This window comes from Synechococcus sp. R5-12, from assembly GCF_047502655.1.
Lineage (GTDB): Bacteria > Cyanobacteriota > Cyanobacteriia > Thermostichales > Thermostichaceae > Thermostichus.
Window position 1 is genome coordinate 1 of sequence record NZ_JANSIM010000286.1, and the last position, 5045, is coordinate 5045.

Genomic DNA, 5045 nt, shown 5'->3' on the forward strand with positions numbered 1-5045 from the left:
CAACGGTCCTGCCGTGTAGATGTCGGTGTCGGCAACTAGCTTCACATCCAGAGGGGTGGTGCTCTGGCGGAGATGCTGCACAACCTCCAGAAACTTGACCTGGGAGAACTCCCCCACAGTGCCGGTGATGGGATCGGAGAGAAGCCCCTCCTCTTGCGAGCGCTGATTGGCCTGGTTCAGCAGCCCCAGCAGTTGCTGTTGGATCTGATTTTCGCTCAAACCCGGTTGAATCACCCCGTGGGCCAGCACGGATCCCTTGGCGAAAATCCGCTGGTTGGGGTAAATCTGCACGAGCACAGGCACAGGCTCCCCCTTGAGCCGGTTGGTAACAGAGAGAATGCGCACCGCCCAGCTACCGGGCTCTTGCAACTTCTCCAAGGCTTGATCGGCATCCTCGCGGCGGATCAAGATCGCGTTTTCCAGAGGGGGCATGGGCTGGGATCCAAGGGCAAGGGCCCGCTGTTCCGCCTGGGCCAAAAGGTGCTCAAACTGCCGCCGGATCGCCTCTGGTTTTGCCCCTCTTGGAGCCTCCACAACTCCTGTTGCCAAAACTTCCCCCGCCAAGATGGCCAGTTCCCCCCGCCGCAGCCGCACCGCCAATTGGTTGAGCTGCTCGATCTCCTGCTCAAGCTGGTTTTTCTGGTTCTCCAGTTGGGTTAAGGCCGCCTGCACCACATCCAGGGAGCGCTCCAGTTGATCTCGATCCAGTTGCAGGGCTTGTTTTTGCGACTCCAGGGTGGCGATCACCTGGCGGGCCGACTCCACCTCTGCCTTCACTGCCTCCAACTCGGCATGGGCTCGATCCAGACTGGGCTGCACCTTGGCCAGTTGCTCGTTGGCTGCCGCCAGCTTGGCCTCCGCCTCCTGCCGCTCCTGCAGCGCCACCGCCAGTTGATCGCGCACTTCGCTCAGGCGGGTTTGGGCTGCCGACTGCTGGCTGCGAAATTGGTCGAGATCCATCTTGAGGTGATCCCGCTCAACCCTGAGAGCGGCATTTTCCGCTTCCAAGAGGGCTTTTTGGCGGTTGAGGGCCCGCAGCTCTTGCTCCGCCTGGGCAATTTGGTTGGTGTAGCTGAACAGAGCCTCCGACAGGGAGCGGTTGAGGAGCAGCAGCGTGCCCAAGGTCAGCGCGGAGATGCTCACACCGGTCACCACAGCCACCAGAATGGCCGTGTGGCGGGGGCGCAGGTTGAACCAGGTAAGGCGCTTTTTGCCAATGCGATAGCCTACCCGATCCCCAACAACGGCAATCAGGCCACTGACAACCAACATGTAGAGGATCAGCAGTACGCCTTGCATATTCGCGGATCCCTGCCATGGAAATCTTAGCAAGGTTGCCCTGAGGATTTTGCAAGTTGCTGGGAGATAGATTTCGGCGCTGTTTTGTAGGGATTTTTGGGGGTTCTAATCCGCGTAGAGGAGCCGCTCCACCGCCGCCACAATATCTGCAGGTTGCACGATGGTGGCCGCCTCCAGCGTGCCGTTGTAGGGGGTGGGAATGTCCTGCGAAGCCAAACGCATCACCGGCGCATCCAGCTCATCGAACAGTTCTTCCATGATGCGAGCTGTCAGTTCCGCCCCAATGCCACCCGATTTCATGTCTTCCTCAACAATGATCACCCGATGGGTTTTGCGCACCGAAGCGGCAATGGTTCCCATATCTAAAGGTTTCAGCGAGATTAAATCGATCACCTCAGGGTCGATCTCCTGCTGCACCAAAGTGTCCACGGCCTTGAGCACGTGGTAGCGCATGCGGGAGTAGGTGAGCAGGGTAACATCGGAGCCGGATCGGACGATTTCGGCTTTGTCCAGAGGCAAAAGGTATTCCTCTTCTGGCAGATCTTCTTTCAAGTTGTACAGGAGCACATGCTCGAAAAAGAGAACGGGGTTGTCGTCGCGGATGGCGGACTTGAGCAAGCCCTTGGCATTGTAAGGCGTTGAACAGGCTACGATCTTGAGCCCAGGCACCGCTTGAAAGTAAGCCTCTAGCCGCTGCGAGTGCTCTGCCCCCAACTGACGACCCACCCCGCCCGGCCCGCGGATGACCATCGGGATCTTGAAGTTGCCCCCAGAAGTGTAGCGAAGCATACCGGCATTGTTGGCAATTTGGTTGAAGGCCAGGAGCAGAAAGCCCATGTTCATCCCTTCCACCACCGGGCGCAAGCCGGTCATGGCTGCCCCAATGGCCAAGCCGGTAAAGCTGTTCTCGCAGATGGGGGTATCCAGCAGGCGCATCTCCCCATACTTGCGATACAGGTCTTTGGTGACTTTGTAGGAGCCACCGTAATGGCCGACATCTTCTCCCAAAACAAACACGTTGGGATCCCGGGCCATTTCTTCGTCGAGGGCAGCACGCAAGGCGTTGTAAAGGAATGTCTCGGCCATAGAGGTTCAATATCGCTAAACCCTCATTAAACCATTTTGCCGGCATGGATCCCCTTGCAGCTGACTTGATAGGCTGAGCTCAGAATTCTTGCTCAAAGGGATGGCGACCTTCCCCACAGCTTTCCTCAGCACTCTCTTTCCCCTGGAACATGGGGATCGTCCGTCTTCTCAAGAAAAGACACCATGAGCATTCCACGGCCCAAACTGGCGCTGACCTTGGGGGATCCCGCGGGAATTGGGCCGGAAATTGTGCTCAAGGCGCTGGCGGATCCTGAGGTGCAGTCTTGCGCCCACATCACGGTTGTAGGGGATCGGCAGGTTCTAGAAGCCACCTATCGCCTGCTGAGAGATCGGTCGCCGGCTCCATTGGCCCATCCGGCAGGGATCCCGATGCTGGAATGCGACACAGGCTTTCGGTTACAGCCTGGCTGTATTGGTCAAGGGGATGCTGACAGTGGTGGGGTCAGTTTTGTTTACCTGAAAACGGCAGTCGAACAGACGCTGCGGGGCGAGTTTCAGGGGATCGTGACAGCGCCCATCGCCAAATATCTCTGGCATCGAGCCGGCCATCGGTTCCCTGGTCAAACAGAAGTTTTGGCCCAGCTGAGTCGGTCTGAGCACTACGGGATGATGTTTGTTGCCCGTTCCCCCCACAGTGGCTGGCAGATGCGGGTTTTGCTGGCCACCACCCATATTCCCCTCGGCCAAGTGCCCACCGTGCTGACTCCAGAGCGGGTGCGGACAGCGCTGGATTTGCTGGTGGGATCCCTGCGCCACACCTTTGGGATCCCGGATCCTGTGATTGCAGTAGCCGGCCTGAATCCCCATGCCGGCGAACAGGGGCAACTGGGATCGGAGGAAAAAGAATGGCTGACCGAGCTGCTGCGCACCTATGCCCACGCCCAAATTTGGGGGCCGCTTCCCCCCGACACCCTGTGGGTGGCTCCCGCGCAAGCCTGGCATGGCCAGGGATCCCCAACTGTGGCAGATGCCTACTTGGCTCTCTATCATGATCAAGGTTTGATCCCGGTGAAGATGCTGGCTTTTGACCGGGCAGTCAACCTGACAATTGGGTTGCCTTTTGTTCGCACCTCTCCCGATCATGGCACCGCCTTCGACATTGCCGGCCAAGGGGTGGCCCGGTGCGAGAGCCTCAAGCAGGCGATCCTGCTGGCGGCAGAACTGCTGGGCAAAAACCCCCAATCCCCTGAGGGAAATGCCGTCTGTACCCGACAATCTGAGGCCGTTTCTCGTTTCCAGGGGGTGGCTTGATGGAAGTTGCCGGTGCTACCTCAACCGGAATGCTTTACCGTCGCTTTGGGCGCACCCAACAGCTGGTCTCGGTTTTTTCTCTGGGCAGCATGCGCTTGGTCAATGTGCCCAGGGATCAAGCTCAGGCAACCGTTGAGGCAGCCCTAGCCGCAGGGATCAACCACATCGAAACGGCTCAGGCTTATGGCCATGCCGAGGTGCTCTTGGGCGAGATTTTGCAAACCCTGCCCTTTTCACGCCATCAGTTGATTCTGACCAGCAAACTCACTCCCACAGATGGGTTGCGAGAGCGGCTTCAGGGATCTCTGCGCCGTCTGCGGGCGGATTACCTGGATCAATTTGCCTTTCATGGCATCAACCTGCCGGAACACCTGGAGTGGGTGCTGCAGAAAGGGCTGCCGATTCTCCAGCAGCTCCAGCAGGAAGGCTGGGTGCGCTACATTGGTTTTTCCACCCATGGATCCCTGGAGTTAATTTTGCAGGCCATCCAGACAGGATGCTTTGACTTTGTTAATTTGCACTATCACTTTTTCCAACAGCGCAATGCACCGGCCCTAGAAGCGGCTGCCCAGCAAGATATGGGCGTGTTCATCATTTCTCCTGCCGATAAAGGGGGAATGCTCTATCGCCCGCCCCAACACCTGCAGGAGTGCTGTGCCCCTTTCAGCCCCTTGGAGTTTGCCTATCGTTTTTTGCTGGCGGATCCCCGTGTTCACACCCTCAGCCTGGGCATCACTCATCCTGAGGAGCTACAGGTGGCCTTGTCGGCTTTACAGGATCCCGACCGTTGGTGGGTGGATGGCCCTCAGATTCAGGAGCGGTTGCGCCAAGCCGAGCAGGAACGCTTGGGATCCAGCCGCTGCACCCAGTGCTACGCCTGCCTGCCCTGCCCAGAAGGGATCCACATTCCCGAAGTGCTGCGGTTGCGCAACTTGGCCATTGCCCACGAAATGACGGAGTTTGCCCAGTACCGCTACAACATGTTCGGCCAAGCTGGGCATTGGTTTCCGGGGTCACCTGCCGACCGCTGTACCGAATGCGGTGACTGCTTACCCCGCTGCCCAGAACATCTGCCTATCCCGGAGTTGCTGGCCGAAGCCCACCAGTTGCTGCATCGCTCTCCAATCCGGCGGCTCTGGGAATGACCATTCCCCCTATCCTGTTTGGCAGAGCTCAACTTCGTTTATGATCGGTTGCAGTTTGTCAAGAGACTCACAAGGCGAGGCATCAGGGTGAATAGTCAGAGCCAAGACCGCTTAGACCGAGTGGAGCAACTGCTGGCTTGGACGGCTGAACAGACTGCTGCCAACAGCCGAGAAATCCGGGAGCTCCGCCAATCCATCCAGGAGCTGCGTCAGTCCATCCAAGAAAGCCGCGCCCAGTCTGCC

4 protein-coding genes are annotated in these 5045 nt (G+C 58.5%); 2 read left to right on the plus strand and 2 right to left on the minus strand.

Annotated features, from left to right (window positions below; genetic code table 11):
• Both NW843_RS13425 and NW843_RS13430 read right to left on the minus strand, forming a co-directional pair.
• Nucleotides 1-1299 (minus strand): DUF3084 domain-containing protein (locus NW843_RS13425; protein ID WP_414523196.1); only part of this gene is annotated, 1299 nt, incomplete at its 3' end.
• Between the two features lie 105 nt (nucleotides 1300-1404).
• Nucleotides 1405-2385 (minus strand): alpha-ketoacid dehydrogenase subunit beta, encoded by a 981-nt coding sequence (locus NW843_RS13430; RefSeq protein ID WP_414331610.1) that lies wholly within the window; start codon nucleotides 2383-2385, stop codon nucleotides 1405-1407.
• 183 nt (nucleotides 2386-2568) lie between these two features.
• Here NW843_RS13430 and pdxA point away from each other — a divergent pair, with 183 nt between their 5' ends.
• Both pdxA and NW843_RS13440 read left to right on the plus strand, forming a co-directional pair.
• On the plus strand, nucleotides 2569-3657 hold the full coding sequence (gene pdxA / locus NW843_RS13435) for a 4-hydroxythreonine-4-phosphate dehydrogenase PdxA (RefSeq protein ID WP_414523197.1): 1089 nt from the start codon (nucleotides 2569-2571) through the stop codon (nucleotides 3655-3657).
• A gap of 29 nt (nucleotides 3658-3686) precedes the next feature.
• Entirely contained in the window at nucleotides 3687-4802 is a 1116-nt protein-coding gene (locus NW843_RS13440; RefSeq protein WP_414523198.1) for an aldo/keto reductase, read from the plus strand.
• Nucleotides 4803-5045 lie beyond the last annotated feature (243 nt).

Bases quoted from the DNA above. Each gene is read 5' to 3' on its own strand.
- pdxA (WP_414523197.1), top strand. From the start codon at position 2,569: ATGAGCATTCCACGGCCCAAACTGGCGCTGACCTTGGGGGATCCCGCG.
- NW843_RS13440 (WP_414523198.1), top strand. From the start codon at position 3,687: ATGCTTTACCGTCGCTTTGGGCGCACCCAACAGCTGGTCTCGGTTTTT.
- NW843_RS13430 (WP_414331610.1), bottom strand. From the start codon at position 2,385: ATGGCCGAGACATTCCTTTACAACGCCTTGCGTGCTGCCCTCGACGAA.